Origin of the sequence: Rhodococcus sp. ACT016 (genome assembly GCF_050477185.1) — a bacterium.
GTDB lineage: Bacteria > Actinomycetota > Actinomycetes > Mycobacteriales > Mycobacteriaceae > Prescottella.
Window position 1 is genome coordinate 2,802,945 of record NZ_JBEAET010000001.1, and the last position, 17,515, is coordinate 2,820,459.

The following is a 17,515-nucleotide window of genomic DNA, read 5'->3' on the forward strand; positions in this document are numbered from 1 at the left end:
TGGAAGTCCTCCGTTCACACTGGGTTCTCGAGACAGCCGAGTGGCCCGAGGTGGTTCACACCTCGGGCCACTCGGTCACTCATCAGAGCACGTCACAGTTGTTCTGCGACATCACACTTCACTCGTTCCCCTGGTTCCGCCGGCGCAGCGCGAAGAGCAGCACACCACCTGCGGCGACCAGCAGCAACAGACCACCCGCGATAAGGCCGGCGTTCATGCCGCCGTCGCTGTCGGCGCCCAGGCCGGAGTCGATCAGCGCACCGCTCTCGGTGTCGGTGTTACCGGTCGTTCCCGGGTTCTTCGAGTTCCCGGCGTTGCCGGCGTTCTCGGAATCAGCAGGGGTTCCCGGGGTTCCGGAGTTACCGGGGGTGCCGGAGTTACCGGGGGTGCCAGCTTCCTTATCGCCCCCGGACCCGGTCGACCCACCGGGAGTACCCGAACCATTCGTGCCGTTCGAGCCGGGCGCCTCGTTCGAACCCGCCGAGCCAGCATCGTTCGAGCCCGCCGAACCGGAGCCGTTGCTCGAACCTGCCGAGCCCGACCCATCATTGGAACCCTGTGCCAGCGAGCCTGCAGCGAGCGAACCTGCAGCCAGGGAGCCGGCGCCGAGCGAGCCTACCGCGAGCGAACCGAGCGAGCCGGTCCCCAGCGAGCCAGCGCCGAGCGAGCCAGCGGCAAGCGAGCCGAGCGAACCGGTGCCGCCGGGCGCAGGATCGTCAGCCTTGACCGTCACTTCTGACTTATTCGACTTGATGGGATCCGCCCCGTTCGGCGGGGTTCCCACTGCCGTGGCGAGGTTGTGAATCGAGCCAGCCTTCACGTCCTTATCCGTGACCACGTAAGTGGCCTCGCAGGTAACCGACTCGGTCGGCTCCAGCGGGTCCCTCGGGCACGAGATTGCAAGCGGGCCACCCGTACCGGAGAACTCGTTGTCCTCGACGTCCACGTCGGTCAGGGTCTGCTCACCCTTGTTGGTAATCGCGAACGTGTAAGTGACGGTGTCGCCCGCCTTCACCCCGCTCTGCGGATCCGCGGTCTTCAGGAGCTCGAGACCCGTCTGCGGATCGCCAGTCACCGTCACCGTCGACTCACCCGAATCGATCGGCGTCCCCGACGGCGGGGTGCCCGTCGCCGTCGCCGTGTTCTTGATCGAGCCGGCGTTCATATCCTCGGCCGTGAACGTGTAATTGGCATTACACGTCACCGACTCACCCGGCTCCAGCGAGGTCTTCGGGCACGAGATCGCGGACAGCTCGCCCTTGCCGTCGAAGTCGTTGTCCTTGACCGTCACATCGGTCAGCGTCTGCTCACCGGTGTTCTTGATCGCGAACTTGTACGTGACAACGTCACCCACCTTCACACCACTCTTCGGCTCCGCCGTCTTCTCGAGTTCGAGACCCATCTGCGGATCGCCAGTCACCGTCACCGTCGACTCACCCGAATCGATCGGCGTCCCCGACGGCGGGGTGCCCGTCGCCGTCGCCGTGTTCTTGATCGAGCCGGCGTTCATATCCTCGGCCGTGAACGTGTAATTGGCATTACACGTCACCGACTCACCCGGCTCCAGCGAGGTCTTCGGGCACGAGATCGCGGACAGCTCGCCCTTGCCGTCGAAGTCGTTGTCCTTGACCGTCACATCGGTCAGCGTCTGCTCACCGGTGTTCTTGATCGCGAACTTGTACGTGACAACGTCACCCACCTTCACACCACTCTTCGGCTCCGCCGTCTTCTCGAGCGCGATGTTGCTCGCGGCCGTGCGGCCCTTGATCGTCGCCGTCGACTCCTTCGACTCCACCGGCTTGCCACCCGGATCAGTGCCGGTCGCGATCGCGGTGTTATCGATGGGGGCGCCGAGGTTGATGTCGCCCTGCAGGATCGTGTACGTCGCGGTGCAATCCGCAGTGTCACCCGGGTTCAACGTCTTGACCTTGTCGGAGCAGTTGAAGTCCGAGACCTTCTCGCCGAAGCCGGTGAACTTCTTCTCCACCGGCGTGACGTCGGTCAGCGGCACGGCACCAGTGTTCTTCATCACGAACTTGTAGGTGAGCTCCTGGCCGACCTTGAAGTGCTCAGCGTCGCTCGGCGACACCGACTTCGTCAGCTCGAGCTTCTTGGCCCTATTGACGAACGTGCAGTTGACGCTCTTGCCGCTCTGGCCACTCGAAATCGTGACGGTGCCGGTCGTGCCGTCACCACTTGCCAACCTGTCATTGGTCTTGGCGTCCACACACTGCCAGCTCACCTCGTAATTGGCGAGATCTGCACCGTTGGTTGCCGATTCCTTGATGGTGTACGTGGTGCCGGCAAGGCCCAGGAGCGGCCCGACCTTGTCCTGCTGGACACCGGAAGCGTTGCCGGTCGTGGTCGCAGTGTTACCAGTGCTCACACCACCACCGGTGACCTCGAGCTTGAACTGGTCCGCCTCCGCGGCGCGGCCAGCCGGAAGGTCCTTGCGCAACTCGATCGTGTACGGGTCGCTGCACGAACCCAGGTCGTACATCCCGACGGTGCTCATCGGCTTGACGGTCGCACCTGTTGCCGGATCGATCTTGATCAGATCGCCATTGGTCCGTCCTGCATACAGGTAGCCGCCGGGTCCGAATGCGGCAGAGGTCGCATTTCCGAACCCGCTAGCCTTCTTCGTAATCGCCTTTCCGGTCAGGTTGGATCCGGCGTTGACAGGCCCGGTCACTGAGTAGACCAGCCCGGTGTCGGAGCTGGACGACACGATGTACATGTTGCCGGCGGCATCGAACGCGATATCGCCGTTCGTTTGATCCTTGGTCGGCTTGGTGTCGCCGTTGACTTCGTCGGGAACGATAGTGACCTTCACGTCACCCGGAACGACAGTCTCCGTCTCGGGGTTGTACACCGCGTACTTGAAGCCGCCGTTGTCATACCCGCCGAAGTAGAACAGACCATTCTTCGGGTTGATCGCGCCATGTTGGGACGCGAAACCCTCCGGACGCGCCTTGCTGGAGGTGCTGTCCTTCAGAGCGTCGTACTTGAAGATCTTTTTCGAATCCGTGTAGACGGCGTACGTTCCGCCGGCAGCAATGCCGAGCTGGTTAGGACTGCTGGTGTCCAGCTTGAAGTCCTTCGTTCTAGCCCCGTCGGCAGGGTTCACCAGATACGCGTTGCTGTCTTTGTTGTTGACCGCATAGAGCACGTCGCACTTCAACGGCGCGTGGGTGCCTGTTGCTCCCGCGGTTCCTGCGCCGACCGTTGCGGTCGACACTGTAGCCACGCCGGCCAGCATGGCCATGACCACAGTTCGGATGACGCCCTTACGCAGGGCGCCGCCTAACCTCCCCATTATTTGAGGCCCTTCTGATGGACGCCCGGCCGGATCCGGCAGCGAGCGATGGATGATGTGGACAATCACCCCGACGCCGGACATGGAAGCACAATCGGCGATACAGCCCATCCCTCTCAAAAGCCGGCCGGATCGTTCTCACCCCATCGCCGTCGCCCGGTAATCGACTGTGCAACAGCACTATTCAGAAACGGGTGAAAGCGGGGGACGAGATTCGCGACGCGACGAGGTGATGCGGCAATTCACCCCGGTTTTCGACCCTTCCGCCCCGCAGCACCCGCCCCGAGTGCCCGCAGTCACCCGGCCGAAGAACCGCGGCGCGTGACGCCTCCCGGCACCGACGACCGCTATCCACTCACGTGTTCACACGAAAACGGCCGGCTCGAATGTCATTCGAGCCGGCCGTCCTAGGTGTTACGCGTCAGCGCTGCCGGAGCATGCGAGCGACGAGAATCGCGGTCACGAACAACACCACCGACGTTGCCCCCGCCGCGATGTGCATGCCGTCGACGAACGCCGCCTGCGCCGTCTCGACGAACGTCGCCGCCTCATGCGCCGGCAGGGAGTGGGACACCTCGATCGCGCCGCCGAGGGTGCCCTGCGCGACGTGCGCCTGGTCGGCACTCAACGCCGAGACGTCAAGCCCACGACGGAAGATCGCGAGGACGACACTGCCGAGGACCGCGACACCGAGCGCGACACCGAGTTCGTAGGCGGTCTCCGACACCGCCGACGCCGCACCGGCACGCTCGGGCTCGACGGAGCTGACGACGAGGTCGGAGGTGAGCGTGAGGGCGACGCCGATGCCGGCACCGGCCAGCACGAAGCCGACCACGAACCAGAACGGGCCGCCGTCCGGACGCAGCGCGATCATCGCCGCCGCACCGAACGCCGCCACCACCAGGCCGACGCTCAGTACCCGGCTCGGCTCCCACCGCCGGACCAGCCACGCCGCGGCCAGCGAGGCGGAACCACTGACCAACGTGCCCGGGAGCATGAGCAGTCCGGCCTCGAGGGGCCGATAGCCCAGCACCAACTGCAGGTACTGCGAGCCGAAGAACAGCACGCCCGCCAGCGCGAAGATGGACAGCAGATTGGTCAGTACCGCCGTCGAGAAGTCGGGGCGAGCGAACAGCGACAGGTCGATCATCGGGTCGTCCAGCACCCGCTGGCGGCGGATGAAGACCCAACCGGCGGCCAGACCCACGACGCCGATCGCGGTCAGCGCCCAACTCGGTCCGTGCACCGCGGTCTCCTTGACCGCGTACACGATCGGGACCATCGCGAGCATCGACAGCCCGGCGCTGATCAGGTCGAAGCGACCCGGTTCTGGATTCTTCGACTCGGGAATCACCAACGGTCCCAGCACGATCAAGCCGATCATGACGGGAATGTTGATGAGGAACACCGAGCCCCACCAGTAGTGCTCGAGCAGCCAGCCACCGATCAGCGGGCCGGCCGCGGCGCCGCCGCCGGCCATCGCGCCCCAGACACCGATCGCGGTGGTCCGCTGGCGCGGATTCACGAACATCGTCCGGATCAGGCCGAGGGTGGCCGGCATGAGCGTCGCACCCGACACACCCTGCAGCACGCGCGCTGCAATGAGCATCTCCGGGCTGGCCGACCACGCCGCGATCAGCGACGCCAAACCGAACCCGGCGGCACCGATCAGCAGCAGGCGCCGCCGACCGATCCGGTCACCGAGGGTGCCCATCGTGACCAGCAGACCCGCCAGCACGAACGAATAGACGTCGATGATCCACAGCAGCTGCGTGCTGCTCGGTGCCAGATCCTCACTGATGAACGGCAGCGCGAGGTCGAGGACCGTCGCGTCCACCGAGATGAGAAGGACGGCGAACGCCAGGACGACCAGCCCCAGCCAGTCCTTCCGGGTGGCCGTCGCCTCATGCGGATCCCGCACGGCGTCCACAGACATGCTTCCACTCCCACGAACTGATCGATGAACAGAAACCGGCCGGGGAGTTAACCGTCCAGCCGGTACAGTAACGATTCCAGGGTAGCAGTCAACCGTCCAGCCGGTACAGTGATTTTCATGGCATCCGACACACGCGACCGCATTCTCGACGCCCTCGAACACCTGCTGCTCGAGCAGGGACTCGCACAGGTCACCCTCGAGGCCGTGGCGGCGGATGCGGGCGTGTCCAAGGGCGGTCTGCTCTATCACTTCCCGAGCAAGGAGGCACTGCTGGCCGGGATGGTGCGGCGGCTCGGCGAGCGGTCCGACCAAGAGCTGGCCGACGCCGTCGCGCGCGGTCGCACCGTGTCGGAGATCTACCTGCAGTACCCGCCGGTGGAGTCCGCCGACGAGATGACCCTCTACCGCTCGATGCTCGCGGCGATGCGCAGCGCCGACGGCCGGCACGACGAGGTCCAGCAGGCCATCGCGGACGTCATGCGCTCATGGGATGCCGGACTGCTCGCCGAGATCGACGATCCGGTCCAGGCCGAGATCATCCGGCTGGTCGGCGACGGCATCTACCTCGCGGCGCTGCTCGGGCTACCGGAATCCGATCCGGACCTGCACCGCCGGGTGGTGAACCGATTGCTCGGCACCGACCCGGCGGGCAGTGCGACGTCCGGGGACGACCCGACTACGTGAGGTAGCGGTACGCGGGAGAACCGGGCTCGAGCTGCTCGACGTCGATCCGCGAGCTACGCATCCGGTCCAGCAGATCGGACAGCCCGTCGGCCGAACCGAGCTCGACGCCGACCAGTGCGGCCCCCGTCTCGCGGTTGTTGCGCTTGACGTACTCGAACAGCGTGATGTCGTCGTCCGGGCCGAGTACCTCGTCGAGGAAGCGCCGCAGCGCCCCCGGCTCCTGCGGGAAGTCCACCAGGAAGTAGTGCTTGAGCCCGAGGTGCACGAGGGAACGCTCGAGGATCTCGCCGTACCGGGAGACGTCGTTGTTGCCACCGGAGATCAGGCACACGACGGTGCTGCCCGGCTCGACGTCCAGCTGGTTGAGCGCGGTGACGGACAGTGCTCCGGCCGGCTCGGCGATGATGCCCTCGTTCTGGTAGAGCTCGAGCATCGCGGTGCAGATGGCACCCTCGTCGACCTGCGTCATCGCGAACTTCTCCGGGCCCCGCTCCTGGATGCGGCCCGCACGCGGACCGGTCACCAGCGGCAACGACGCGTGCGAGACGACGCTCGCCCCGAAGCCCGAGACCACGGAGTACGGCAGATCACCGACCCGCTTGACCGCGGCACCGTCGACGAACGGGTCGACCTCCGGCAGCGTCACCGGCCCGCCCGCCACCAGGGCCGCGGTCATGGACGCCGCGCCCACGGGCTCGACGCCGACGATGGTGGTCTGGGGCGAACGCTCGTGCAGGTAGGTGGCGATGCCGGCGATGCAGCCGCCACCACCGACCGGGACGACGACGCAGTCCGGCGACTCGCCCAACTGCTCGAGGATCTCGGCCGCGATAGTGCCCTGGCCGGCGGCGGTGCGGGCGTCGTCGAACGGCGGAACCATCGTGGCGCCGGTGCGTTCGACGTCGGCGGCGGCCGCCGCCGCGGCGGCGTCGTAGGTCTCACCCGTGGGGATGAGCTCGACGAACTCGCCGCCGTGCACCATGATCCGGTCGCGCTTCTGCTTCGGAGTGTTGGCCGGGACGTAGATGCGTCCGCGGATCTCCATCGCCCGGCACGCGAACGCGACGCCCTGGGCGTGGTTGCCCGCACTGGCGGCGACGACACCCGCCGCACGCTCGACGTCGCTGAGCTGCATGATCAGGTTGTAGGCGCCGCGCAGCTTGTACGAGCGGACCACCTGCAGGTCCTCACGCTTGAGGTAGACCCTGGCCCCGGTCAGCGCCGACAACCGCTCACTGATCTGGAGCGGTGTGGCGTCGATAATGTGCGCAATTCGCTCGGCAGCCGCATCGATCTCGTCCGCGGTGAGCGCGGGCGAGGTTACCTTCAGTTCTGCGATTTCCGGGGAATTAGACACCCACGCATTTTCCCACTACACACTGCACCTTGCGCAACCGCCCCACCGACTCGTCCGATCGCGGCGGACCCCCGTCAGCCCCGCGGCGAGAACTGGGAGGGCCGCGGAACGTTGCGCAGATTCGATTTGGCCATCTGAACCGCTTCTGCCACACCGCCGTTCATCACCATCTTGGACATCGCCAGCGCGAATCCGCGGACCTGCTCTCCGGTGATGGACGGTGGCAACGACAGGGCGTTCGGGTCGGTGACGATGTCGATCAGCGCCGGACCGTCGTGGGCCAGCGCCGCCCGAAGCCCGGACTCGACATCCGCGGGGTCCTCGATCCGGCGGGAGGAGATCCCCAAAGTCGCTGCGAGAGCGGCATAGTCGACAGACGGGACATCCACCCCGAAATCGGGCAGGCCGTCGACGAGCATCTCGAGTTTCACCATCCCGAGCGTCGAGTTGTCGAACACGACGATCTTGATCGGCAGCTTGAACATCGCGACCGTGATCAACTCACCGAGCAACATCGACAGCCCGCCGTCACCCGACATCGTCACCACCTGGCGACCGGGTTCGGCGAACTGCGCACCGATCGCGTGCGGCAACGCATTCGCCATCGAACCGTGCAGCGCCGACGACAGGAACCGGCGGCGGCCGTTGGGGTTCAGGTAGCGCGCGGCCCACACGTTGCACATCCCGGTGTCCGCCGTGAAGATCGCGTCCTCGGCGGCGACGTCGTCGAGGATCGACGCCACGTACTCGGGGTGGATCGGGATCCGCTGCTTGACCGGTTCGGCGTACGCGCCGACGACCTTGGTCATGAGCGTCTCGTGCCGATCGAGCGACCGCTCCAGAAAACCGCGGTCGGTCTTGCGGTGGACCAGCGGCGCCAGCGCCCGCAGGACGGACTTCGCGTCCCCGTGCACCGCGAGGTCGACGCCGGTGCGCCGCCCCAACCTCTGGGCCGCGACGTCGATCTGCACGGTGCGCACGTCGTCGGGCAGGAACTGGTCGTACGGGAAGTCGGTGCCGACGAGGATCAGCAGATCGGCGTCGTGCATGCCGTCGTGCGCGGCGCCGTATCCGAGCAGCCCGGTCATACCGACGTCGAAGGGGTTGTCGTACTGGATCCATTCCTTGCCACGCAGCGAATGTCCGATCGGCGCCCCGACCGTGTCCGCGAGCGCGAGTACTTCCTCGCGGGCGTCGCGCACACCCACGCCGGCGAAGATGGCGACCGCGGACGCGTCGTTGATCGCATCAGCGAGGGCCCGCACGTCGTCCTCGGCCGGCACGACGGACGGGCGCCCGGTGCGGACCAGCGGCGGCGGCCTGCCGACCGCGGCCTCCTCGGCGACGTCGCCCGGCAGCGTGATCACGGCTACCCCGGACAGCGCCAGCGCGTGCTGCATAGCACTCTGGACGACCCGCGCCGACTGCGCTGCCGTGCCGATCATCTCGGTGTACCGCGCGCATTCGACGAAGAGACGGTCGGGATGCGTCTCCTGGAAGTAGCCGGTGCCGATCTGCGCGCTGGGGATGTGCGACGCGATCGCGAGCACCGGAGCACCCGAGCGGTTGGCGTCGTACAGGCCGTTGATCAGGTGCAGGTTGCCCGGGCCGCACGAACCCGCGCACACCGCGAGCCGACCCGTGATCTGAGCCTCGGCGGCCGCCGCGAACGCCGCCGACTCCTCGTGCCGGACGTGGATCCAGTCGATGCCGCCCGCCGCCGATCCTCCGGTGCGGCGGACGGCATCGACCACTGGATTGAGACTGTCCCCGACGATTCCGTAGATGCGGCGAACCCCGGCATCCACGAGTTGGGAAACAAGTTGATCTGCAACAGATTTCGCCGCCATATCAGTCTCCGCCCGCGAGATCGGATTCGTGGCCTGCTACTGGCAGGCTACTCGGAAATCGCGGACCGCGGCCGGGATGCGGCGAACGGCCTACTTCTGCGGGGTGAGCACGAAGACCGGGATCTGCCGGTCAGTCTTCGTCTGGTACGACGCGTAGTCGGGCCAGGCCTCGACCGCGCGCTGCCACCACTCGGCCTTCTCGTCGCCGGTCACCTCACGCGCCGTCATGTCCTGCTTGACGGGGCCGTCCTGCAGCTCGACGTGGGGGTCGGCAACCACGTTGTGGTACCAGACCGGATGCTTGGGGGCGCCGCCGAGCGACGCGACCACCGCGTACTCCCCGTCGTGCTCGACGCGCATGAGCGGCGTCTTGCGGAGCTTGCCGGATTTGGCGCCCTTCGTGGTCAGGATCACGACGGGCTTGCCCTCCATCATGGTTCCCTCGGTGCCGCCGGAGCGCTCGTACAGGTCGACCTGGTCCGCGGCCCAGGAGGAGGGGCTGGGTTCGTATTCACCGGTGAGAGGCATGCCAACCAGTCAACACCGCGCGAATGATCTTGACCACTCGAATGCCCGGACGACGGGACTTCCGCACGTCGGCCGAAATTGTTCGGTGGCCCGAACTTCATAGTGCCGGTATTATGAACATCATCGAGGGCGTATCCGAACACGTGAGGTGAAGACATGACCGCAGTACTGCACGGACACACCTCCGGGCGCCCGCACGTCACCGTCGACATCGCGGGCACCGCGTGGCCGCTCTACAAGCTCGAGGCCGTCGTCGCCGCCCTCGCAGTGTTCCTCCTCGTCCTCACGGTGACCCAGGTCCTGCAGACCGCCGTACTCTCCGCCGCCGGCGCTGCCGTCGTGGTCTGGTGGACGCGGCGCATCACGCTTTCGCTTCGCCGGCCGTAGCTCGCGGTAACCTGCACTGATCGCACAGCCCGCGGTTCGGACCGCGCAATTACAGCCGAGGACATACGCTCTACCGATGCGCCCCGGCCGGCTGTACGCATCTGTCGTCACTCTCACCGCATCGCTCACGCTCCTCTCCCCCGGCCTCGCCACGGCCGACGCCGACCCCTCGGTCGCTACGGCCTGCGGCACACCGTTGAGCACGAGCGAGATCGAACAGATCGTCGACCTGAGCGATACGTCCTCACTGACGGGTTCGGGCCTCACCCAACTCGAGGACGCGATCGACCGGCACCGGAGGATAACGAACATCCTTGTGGCGCACAGGGACTGGCGGGGGTTGTTCTCGGTCGGACTGAATGCGGTGGAATACGACGCCGTCCTGCCCCTGCAGCGCGACCCGACGGCCCTACAAGACCGGGCCTGGGCCCCGAAGATCAGCTACAACCTGCTCGCCCGGTACCTGCGCAACCTCCGCGCCGAGTTCACCGGCACGCCCGTCGATCCCCCGTGGGCCAACTACTTCGCGCTGACGCGACAGTGCGCGGCGAGCCCGGCCCGGGTCGCGATGGCCGGTTACAACGCCCACCTCACCGTCGACCTCGCGTACGCAGTCGATTCGAGCGGCACCCGCCACGAGAACATCCCCGACTTCTACCAGATCGTCGATTCCATTGCAGTCAAGGGTGATTCGATCGTGACGCTGACGAAGGCCCTGTACGGCGGCGACCTCGGCCCGCTGTGGCGGTTCTACTTCCTGGGCGAAGGACTCGACCGGTTGGCCGGCAACGACGCGCCGTCACGACTGCTGCTGCGCGCAGCCGACAGCGGCTACAACACCATCACCCTCGCCAACGGCTTCGCGCTGCAGAATCCGCAGACGCGGCCGGCGGCGGAGCAGGAGATCGACGCGCTGTGGCGGGCCACCGACGGCGCGCTCCAAACCCTGTCCGACCTGGGTGGTCTCTGATCCCCACGGGCCGTGTACGAGTTCCTGTGAATCTGCTAGGAATTTCCGATACCGGACAAATCCGGCAATAGCATTGGGTCTGTACGACAAGCAGCGATGCGCCGAGCCTCGCGACGGTGCTGCCCGACGCACCGCAACGGCCGTTGGACCACCGGCGACGACCGTCGCCGACAGGCGGCCGTGCGGAGAGGATCTCGCATGGAACCGGAATACGAAACCCCACGAGTACGCACGATGCGGCTGGTGCTCGCCAAAATCCTCGTCACGCTGTCGCTGGCGGCCGTCCCACTCGGACTGGCCACGGCACCGGCACTCGCAGACACCACGACGCCGGCAGCGACTCCGGCCGTGGTCGCCGTGGCCCAGGTTCACCATCACCAGGGCCACCACGGATGCCTCCAGCGCGACCAACAGGGGAACTGGCACTGGATGTGCCATCACCATCATCACCATCACCACCACCAGCGGTGACCGCAGCGCGCCTGCTACGCCCGGACCGGTTCCGGTCCGGGCGGCACAGCGCTCCTACGTCAGCCCGCCAGGCAGCTGGGCCCGAGTAGAGCCTTGAGATCGCCCATCAACGACGACGACGGCTCCACGCGCAGCACCTCGTCGACCTTCCACAGCGAGGTGCCGCGGGATCCGATGAGCTTGACGTGAACGTCGGCGGTACCGGGATGACGCGACAGCACCTGGCGGAGCGCGCCGAGCTTCTCCTTGGTGCACTGCCGCACCGGGAGGCTCACCGCCACCGGCTTCGCCACGCCGATCGCCGAAAGATCAGGCACCGCAAGATCATTCGCGATCAGCGACACACGGTCGTCGCGGATCGACACCCGCGCCTTGACCAGGACGACCGAATCCTCGACGACGTCCATCCCGTACACCGAGTACGCCTGCGGGAAGAACAGCACCTCGATACCACCCGAGAGGTCCTCGAGCTGAGCGGACGCCCACGTGAGGCCGTTCTTGTTGATCCGCCGATTGACCGACGCGAGGATGCCGCCGACGGTGACCTGGGTCCCGTCCTTGATGTCGCCCTCGAGGATCACCGGGATCGAGGTATCCGACTGCGCCGCCAGCACGTGCTCGACGCCGTTGAGGGGATGGCCGGACACGTACAGACCCAGCATCTCCCGCTCGAGAGCGAGCTTGTGCTTGGAATCCCACTCCTCGTCGGGCACCTTCACGTTGAACACCGACGCGATCGACTCGTCGGCGTCGTCGCCGCCGAACAGGTCGAACTGGCCCATCGCCTCGGCCTTCTTGGTGCCCATCACCGCGTCGATCGCGTCGGCGTGCACCAACATCAGACCCTTGCGCGGATGCTCGAGCGAGTCGAATCCGCCTGCCTTGATGAGGGATTCGGTGACCTTCTTGGAACAGGCCAGCGCGTCGATCTTGTTGAGGTAGTCGGAGAAGTCGGTGAAGCTCCCCTTCTCCTCACGGGCGGCGATGATCGACGCCACCACGTTGGCACCGACGTTGCGCACGGCGCCGAGGCCGAAGCGGATGTCCTCCCCGACCGAGGCGAAGTCGACCCGCGACGCGTTGACGTCCGGCGGCAGCACCGTGATGCCCATCTTGCGGCAGTCCGACAGGTACACCGCGGCCTTGTCCTTGTCGTCACCGACCGAGGTGAGCAGACCGGCCATGTACTCGGCCGGGTAGTTGGCCTTGAGGTACGCGGTCCAGAACGAGACGAGGCCGTAGCCGGCGGCGTGCGACTTGTTGAATGCGTAGCCGGCGAACGGAAGGACGGTGTCCCACAGCGCGGTGATCGCCGCCTGCGAGAACCCGTTGGCCTTCATGCCATCGGCGAAGCCGTCGTAGGCCTCGTCGAGGATCTCCTTCTTCTTCTTACCCATCGCGCGGCGGAGCAGGTCTGCCTGTCCGAGCGAGTAGCCGGCCACCTTCTGAGCGATCTGCATGATCTGCTCCTGGTAGACGATGAGGCCGAAGGTGTCCTTGAGGATGTCCTTGAGCGGCTCCTCGAGCTCCGGGTGGATCGGCTTGACGTCCTGCCGTCCGTTCTTGCGGTCGGCGTAGTCGTTGTGCGCGTTCATGCCCATCGGACCCGGGCGGTACAGCGCGAGGACGGCGACGATGTCCTCGAAGCCGGTGGGCTGCATGCGCCGCAGCAGATCCCGCATCGCACTGCCGTCGAGCTGGAACACGCCGAGCGTGTCGCCGCGGGCCAGCAGCTCGTAGGTGGCAGGGTCCTCGATCGGCAACGTGTCGAGATCGATGTCGACGCCGCGGTTGGCCTTGATGTTCTCGATCGCGTCACCGATGACCGTGAGGTTGCGCAGACCGAGGAAGTCCATCTTGAGTAGGCCGATGGCCTCGCACGACGGGTAGTCCCAACCGGTGATGATCGCGCCGTCCTGCGCGCGCTTCCACACCGGGATCGCGTCGGTGAGCGGCTCCGACGACATGATGACCGCGCAGGCGTGCACGCCGGCGTTGCGGATCAGGCCCTCGAGGCCCTTCGCGGTCTGGTAGATCTTCGCGACGTCCGGGTTGGAGTCGATGAGGGCGCGGACCTCGACGGCCTCCTTGTAGCGCTCGTGCTCGGGGTCTGTGATGCCCGACACCGAGATGTCCTTCGCCATGATCGGCGGCGGCAGCGCCTTGGTGATCTGGTCGGCGATCGCGAAACCCGGCTGGCCGAACTGGACTCGCGCGGAGTCCTTGATGGCGGCCTTCGTCTTGATGGTGCCGAACGTGATGACCTGAGCGACCTTCTCGCTGCCCCACTTCTCGGTGGCGTAGCGCACCATCTCACCGCGACGACGATCGTCGAAGTCGATATCGATATCGGGCATCGACACACGCTCGGGGTTGAGGAACCGCTCGAACAGCAGGCCGTGCGGGATCGGGTCGATGTTGGTGATGCCCATCGCGTACGCGACGAGCGAACCTGCGGCCGACCCTCGACCCGGACCGACTCGGATGCCGACCTCGCGTGCGTGGTTGATGAGGTCACCGACGACGAGGAAGTAGGCAGGGAAGCCCATCTCGTTGATGACGCCGATCTCGTAGTCGGCGCGCTCGAGGTATTCCTGCGGTGGACCACTCGGGAAACGCCGGTCGAGGCCCCGCATCACCTCGTGGCGGAGGAAGGTCTGCTGCGTGTGACCCTCCGGGACAGGGAAGATCGGCATGCGGTCGCGGTGCTGCCACACGTCCTCGTACGGCTGGACCCGCTCGCCGATGAGCATCGTGTTGTCGCACGCATCGGGGACCTCGGAGTCCCAGATGGCCCGCATCTCCGCGGCGGACTTGAGGTAGTAGCCGTCGCCGTCGAACTTGAACCGCGTCGGATCCGACAGCGTCTTGCCGGTCTGGATACAGAGCAGCGCCTCGTGGTTCTCGGCGGCATCCTTGGTGACGTAGTGGCAGTCGTTGGTGGCGATGGGCGGGATGCCGAGTTGCTTGCCGATGTCGATCAGGCCCTCACGGACCCGTCGTTCGATCGACAGCCCGTGGTCCATCAGCTCGAGGAAGAAGTTGTCCTTGCCCCAGATCTCCTGCCACTTGGCGGCGGCCTCGAGCGCCTCCCGGTCGTGGCCTAGACGCAACCGGGTCTGGATCTCGCCGGACGGGCAGCCCGTGGTCGCGATGATGCCCTCGGCATGGTGGGCGATGAGGTCCTCGTCCATGCGCGGCCACTTGCCGAGCTGACCCTCGATGGACGCGAGCGACGACAGCTTGAACAGGTTCCGCAGGCCGGTCGAATTCTCGGCGACCATCGTCATGTGGGTGTAGGCGCCGCTACCGGAGACGTCGTCGGACTTCTGGCCGGGATCGCCCCACAGCACGCGCTTGGTGTTGAACCGCGACTCAGGTGCGATGTACGCCTCGATGCCGATGATCGGCTTGATGCCGTGCTTCTTGGCGACGTTGTAGAACTCGCTGGCGCCGTACATGTTGCCGTGGTCGGTCATGCCGACCGCGGTCATCCCGAGCCGCTCAGCCTCTTTGAACAGTGGGCCGACCTTTGCCGCACCGTCGAGCATCGAGTACTCGGTGTGGTTGTGCAGGTGAACGAACGAGTCAGCCACGCGTGCCTCTCTGTATTACGCCCGATGCGGGGGGCATCGGTGAGTCCAGCATCAGTCTCAGAGTCTAGATCCGGGTGGATCATCCGTTTTGCGCCGCGGCACGAACTCCAGCGTGAGCAGCACGAACGCCGCGATCGGGAGCATCCGGAGGTTCAGCAACACATAGCGACGGTCACCCAACGAATGGAACTTCTCGAGGTAGCGGTAGAGCGATTCCAGCGCCAGCAGCGGATCGCCCAGATGAATCACGTTGAAGAGGACCTGCCGCAGCCACCCGCGGTCCTTCTCGTCGAACAGTTCCGGAAATGCCGCGAACGCGAGGGACACGCGCTTGCCACCGTGGTCGCGGGCGTAATCGATCATCGCGACGGTCAGCCGCTCGTCGATGCCGTTGGGCGCGCCCTGGCGCCGCCACGGCACGTCCAGACTGATCTCCGTACCGTGCCCGGCGACCGCGTAGCGCTGGAACCCCTGCACCACGCCTTCCGCGTCGCGGGCGAGCACGAGGAGTATTCCGGGGTACCGGCCGTCGAGGACATGGCCGAGGATCATCGAGAAGCCACGCTCGGTCGATCCACCATGCGTCTGCTCCACGATCTCGAGCAGTTCCGCTCTGATCGGCTCGGGCAGCTGCGCCTCGGGAACGACCTCGGTGGTCAACCCGGCGTTGTGGGTCCGGCTGACCGCCTGGCGGACGTTCCTGAATCTCCTGCCGACCATGTCGAACGACGCGACGTCGACGACGACGTCCCGTCCGATTGGCACCGCCCGCAGCCGCGGCCTGCCCCCGGCCGCGTTCCACAACTCGAAGCGGCGCTCGCCGGCGCCCAGCACCACGATCCACCAGCCTCGATCGCGACAGAACTGCTGGAACTGTGCGATCAGTGCGGGAAAACCGGCGGGGTCGCCGATGGGATCGCCACCGACCACCGCCACGCCGAGCCGAGCGTGGTAGCCGACGGCGGCCGACCCGTCAGTGGAGAAGAAGTACGACTTGAGTGAGTGCATCGCGAACGGCGCGAGCGGATCCTCGACCGTCCGGTCGACGAGCGCATACACGTTCGACAACCGGTCGGGCTCGGGTCGGCTCGAGGTCGGCCACATCAATACCGGACCACCGGCGGCGAACACGGTCAGCGCGACCGTCTCGTGCCCGGTGGCGGAGATCAACAGCGCGCCGAGAACCGCCCCGCCCGCGGCGGCGGCATGCATTGTCGTGACCGGTCTGCCGAGATGTACCCCGCGCGCGACGAAGAACACCGCGACTGCGAAGGCGAAGATCTCGGGGTGACGCGAGCCGACGTCCGTGCGCACGCCGATCGCAATGACGACGAGCCCGAATACAGTAAGCCCCACCGCCCCCGCGTTGCGCGCCAGATTGCCGCTCGGCTGCGCGGCGAGGCGCCGAGATTCGGCTGCGGACGATGCCACCGCCCGATCACGCGTCCTCCCCACGCGTCTCCTTTCCCGAACAGTCGATCCACCGCCCCCGGTACGGATACCTTATGCCGATGCACCGACAGTCTCGGCGTGCCGCAACCGGTCGCCGCGGGCCCGGCGTGCGCGAACCAGGGCATCAGCGGTGAACACCACCAACGCCACCCAGATCAGTGCGAATCCGATCCACCGCGACGGCGGCATGACCTCGTGCATGACCGCGACGCCCCACACCATCTGGAGCCCGGGCGTGAGGTACTGCAGGATGCCGAGCGTCGTGAGCGGAATGCGCTGCGCCGCGACGCCGAACAGCAACAGCGGCACCGCCGTCACCGGCCCGGCCGCCATGAGCAGCATGCTGTGCCCGACGCCGTTGCCGAGGAAGGATCCGGTCCCGGTCACTGCGAGGACGACCAGATAGGCCACCGCGAACGGCGCCGCCACCACACCTTCGGCGGTGAGGCTGGTCCGTGGATCGAGCGGCACCACCTTCTTGACGACCCCGTACGACGCGAAGGTCAGCGCCAGGGTGAGTGCGACGAGCGGCGGGCGCCCGTAGTCGACCGTGATGACGACGACGGCCACCGCGGCCAGGACCAGCGCGGCGATCTGGGCCGGGCGCAACCGCTCCCGGAAGAGCACGACACCCAGCAGGACGCTGACGAGCGGGTTGACGAAATACCCCAGCGCGGCCTCGACGACATGGCCGGAGGTCACGGCGTAGATGTAGACGCCCCAGTTGATCCCGATCGCGACGGTCGCCGCCGTGACCAGGCCCCACGTCCGCGCGCCGAGACCTCGCAACGATCCGAACTTGCCCAGCACCGCAAGCACGATCAGCATGAGCACGACCGTCCACAACATCCGGTGGGCGAGCACTTCGAGGGAGCCGGCGGGATCGAGGAGACCGAAGAAGATCGGGAACAATCCCCAGATGAGGTAGGCACCGACGCCCGACATCATTCCGGTGGAATCTTCCGAGC

Annotated in this window: 12 protein-coding genes; 4 read left to right on the forward strand and 8 right to left on the reverse strand. The window is 66.5% G+C overall.

All coding sequences use genetic code 11. The annotated features are described in order from the left end of the window. Positions 1-118: 118 nt before the first annotated feature. A complete protein-coding gene (locus tag ACQ5DX_RS12855; protein ID WP_430332992.1) occupies positions 119-3,247 on the reverse strand; it encodes a DUF7507 domain-containing protein in 3,129 nt (1,042 codons plus the stop codon). A gap of 490 nt (positions 3,248-3,737) precedes the next feature. After that, positions 3,738-5,252: an MFS transporter gene (locus tag ACQ5DX_RS12860; RefSeq protein ID WP_430332993.1), complete on the reverse strand. Its 1,515-nt coding sequence runs from the start codon at positions 5,250-5,252 to the stop codon at positions 3,738-3,740. A 117-nt stretch (positions 5,253-5,369) separates the two neighbouring features. On the opposite strand from ACQ5DX_RS12860, the gene ACQ5DX_RS12865 reads away from it, so the two are divergent. Continuing rightward, complete coding sequence (locus ACQ5DX_RS12865; protein WP_430332994.1) at positions 5,370-5,936, forward strand: TetR/AcrR family transcriptional regulator; 567 nt, start codon at positions 5,370-5,372, stop codon at positions 5,934-5,936. On the opposite strand, the gene ilvA is transcribed toward ACQ5DX_RS12865, so the two are convergent. The 3 genes from ilvA to ACQ5DX_RS12880 all read right to left on the reverse strand — a co-directional run bounded on the left by ilvA (position 5,929) and on the right by ACQ5DX_RS12880 (position 9,671). Beyond that, entirely contained in the window at positions 5,929-7,293 is a 1,365-nt protein-coding gene (gene ilvA, locus ACQ5DX_RS12870) for a threonine ammonia-lyase IlvA (RefSeq protein WP_430332995.1), read from the reverse strand. The genes ACQ5DX_RS12865 and ilvA overlap by 8 nt on opposite strands. A gap of 74 nt (positions 7,294-7,367) precedes the next feature. After that, positions 7,368-9,143, reverse strand: a complete 1,776-nt coding sequence (locus ACQ5DX_RS12875) for a pyruvate dehydrogenase (protein ID WP_430332996.1) — start codon at positions 9,141-9,143, stop codon at positions 7,368-7,370. Between the two features lie 90 nt (positions 9,144-9,233). Beyond that, complete coding sequence (locus ACQ5DX_RS12880) at positions 9,234-9,671, reverse strand: nitroreductase family deazaflavin-dependent oxidoreductase (protein ID WP_430332997.1); 438 nt, start codon at positions 9,669-9,671, stop codon at positions 9,234-9,236. Between the two features lie 156 nt (positions 9,672-9,827). Here ACQ5DX_RS12880 and ACQ5DX_RS12885 point away from each other — a divergent pair, with 156 nt between their 5' ends. The 3 genes from ACQ5DX_RS12885 (at position 9,828) to ACQ5DX_RS12895 (ending at position 11,499) form a co-directional block, all read left to right on the forward strand. Next, positions 9,828-10,058, forward strand: a complete 231-nt coding sequence (locus tag ACQ5DX_RS12885) for a hypothetical protein (RefSeq protein WP_430332998.1) — start codon at positions 9,828-9,830, stop codon at positions 10,056-10,058. A 76-nt stretch (positions 10,059-10,134) separates the two neighbouring features. After that, the gene (locus ACQ5DX_RS12890) at positions 10,135-11,028 is read left to right on the forward strand and encodes a DUF5995 family protein (RefSeq protein WP_430332999.1); all 894 of its coding nucleotides are present in this window, start codon (positions 10,135-10,137) and stop codon (positions 11,026-11,028) included. Between the two features lie 198 nt (positions 11,029-11,226). Next, positions 11,227-11,499 (forward strand): hypothetical protein, encoded by a 273-nt coding sequence (locus ACQ5DX_RS12895; protein ID WP_430333000.1) that lies wholly within the window; start codon positions 11,227-11,229, stop codon positions 11,497-11,499. Between the two features lie 59 nt (positions 11,500-11,558). Here the strand turns inward: ACQ5DX_RS12895 and dnaE are convergent, their stop codons facing one another. The 3 genes from dnaE to rarD are packed head-to-tail and all read right to left on the reverse strand — an operon-like array spanning position 11,559 to position 17,495. After that, entirely contained in the window at positions 11,559-15,095 is a 3,537-nt protein-coding gene (dnaE, locus tag ACQ5DX_RS12900) for a DNA polymerase III subunit alpha (RefSeq protein ID WP_430333001.1), read from the reverse strand. A gap of 57 nt (positions 15,096-15,152) precedes the next feature. Then, on the reverse strand, positions 15,153-16,550 hold the full coding sequence (locus tag ACQ5DX_RS12905; protein WP_430333002.1) for a bifunctional lysylphosphatidylglycerol flippase/synthetase MprF: 1,398 nt from the start codon (positions 16,548-16,550) through the stop codon (positions 15,153-15,155). 48 nt (positions 16,551-16,598) lie between these two features. Further along, positions 16,599-17,495, reverse strand: a complete 897-nt coding sequence (rarD, locus tag ACQ5DX_RS12910; RefSeq protein ID WP_430335640.1) for an EamA family transporter RarD — start codon at positions 17,493-17,495, stop codon at positions 16,599-16,601. Positions 17,496-17,515 lie beyond the last annotated feature (20 nt).

Bases quoted from the DNA above. Each gene is read 5' to 3' on its own strand.
- rarD (WP_430335640.1), bottom strand. From the start codon at position 17,495: ATGATGTCGGGCGTCGGTGCCTACCTCATCTGGGGATTGTTCCCGATC.
- ACQ5DX_RS12875 (WP_430332996.1), bottom strand. From the start codon at position 9,143: ATGGCGGCGAAATCTGTTGCAGATCAACTTGTTTCCCAACTCGTGGAT.
- ACQ5DX_RS12880 (WP_430332997.1), bottom strand. From the start codon at position 9,671: ATGCCTCTCACCGGTGAATACGAACCCAGCCCCTCCTCCTGGGCCGCG.
- ACQ5DX_RS12885 (WP_430332998.1), top strand. From the start codon at position 9,828: ATGACCGCAGTACTGCACGGACACACCTCCGGGCGCCCGCACGTCACC.
- ACQ5DX_RS12865 (WP_430332994.1), top strand. From the start codon at position 5,370: ATGGCATCCGACACACGCGACCGCATTCTCGACGCCCTCGAACACCTG.
- ACQ5DX_RS12895 (WP_430333000.1), top strand. From the start codon at position 11,227: ATGGAACCGGAATACGAAACCCCACGAGTACGCACGATGCGGCTGGTG.
- ACQ5DX_RS12860 (WP_430332993.1), bottom strand. From the start codon at position 5,252: ATGTCTGTGGACGCCGTGCGGGATCCGCATGAGGCGACGGCCACCCGG.
- ACQ5DX_RS12890 (WP_430332999.1), top strand. From the start codon at position 10,135: ATGCGCCCCGGCCGGCTGTACGCATCTGTCGTCACTCTCACCGCATCG.